The organism is Gordonia marina, assembly GCF_052036135.1.
Lineage (GTDB): Bacteria > Actinomycetota > Actinomycetes > Mycobacteriales > Mycobacteriaceae > Gordonia.
In genome coordinates this window covers 1-1,048 of the sequence record NZ_JBPSDN010000101.1, presented here as the reverse complement: position 1 = coordinate 1,048, position 1,048 = coordinate 1, and the positions used below count along the sequence as shown (strand labels likewise).

The following is a 1,048-nucleotide window of genomic DNA, read 5'->3' as shown; positions in this document are numbered from 1 at the left end:
CTAGATGAGTGATTCCTGGGGTTAGTGGTCGTAGGCGGTGAGTGATCGGCGGATTTTGGCGGCGATGGTGTCGTTGTGCCAGATCGCTGCGGTCATGGCGAGGATGCGTTGGGCGATCCGGGTGCAGACCCCGGCGATGGTGCGTCCGCCGTGGCGTTCGAGATCGAGTTGGCCTTTGAGGGTGTCGTTGACCGATTCGATGACCTGACGCAGGGGTTTGAAGAACTGTTCGCCGCCTCGGGGCCGTTCGCCCTTGCGGGCTGGGCGCAGCACGGTGATGCCGGCGTCGGCGAGTTCGTGTTCGAACTCGCGGCCGTAGTAGCCCTTGTCGGCGATGATCGTCGGATGGTTGGCCTCGACCAGTTCGGCTAATCCTGTTGTGCCGGTGAGGATGTCGTGCAGCGCGTGACGTTCGTCGGCTTTGGCGCCGGTGAGGGTCCAGCCCACGGGCACGCCATGGACCGTGGTGAGTAGATGCAGGCGCAGTCCCCAGAAGAAGCGGGAATGGGAGGCGCAGTAGCCGTACTCGGCCCACCCGGCCAGCTCTGATCGCAGCGCGGTCTCACGGGAGCGGCCGCATTCGACCGGGGTGGAATCGGCGACCCACAGCGAGTCGTCCCCGACGCCGGTGCGCGCGGCCAGGGTCCGGGTTATCCATGCCATCGTCGGAGCCAGGGCCCGTAAGCGTTTGTTGTAGCCCGGTTGTTGCGGAATGTCGGGGAACAGTGCGCGCAGGTGGCGGTGGGCGAAGCGGATCCAGCGCCGTTCACTGCTGTATCCCAGCAGTACCTGCATCGCGGACAAGGTGAGCAGTTCGGCGTCGCTGATCCGGGCGGTGAATCCGCCCGCCGGTGTGGCAGATCGGCGCTCGGGGTGGGCTTTGAGTAGATCGTCGCAGGTCACGTAGAGTGCGGTGGCGAGGTCGTCCAGGTCGGTGACCATGTCGGCTCCCATGTCGATGTCGGTGTATGCAACATCGATCCTGGACGACCTCGCTCTTCAGTCCCACACGACACACCCGTCACATCGCCAGGAATCACTCATCTAG

At 64.6% G+C, this 1,048-nt stretch carries 1 protein-coding gene; it reads right to left on the bottom strand.

Annotated elements, in window-relative coordinates:
• Positions 1-21 precede the first annotated feature (21 nt).
• On the bottom strand, positions 22-942 hold the full coding sequence (locus ACSEEN_RS21460) for an IS982 family transposase (protein ID WP_440714260.1): 921 nt from the start codon (positions 940-942) through the stop codon (positions 22-24).
• Between the last annotated feature and the right edge of the window lie 106 nt (positions 943-1,048).

What these genes read in the sequence shown, in the direction of transcription:
- ACSEEN_RS21460 (WP_440714260.1), bottom strand. Translation starts at nt 942, where the DNA reads ATGGTCACCGACCTGGACGACCTCGCCACCGCACTCTACGTGACCTGC.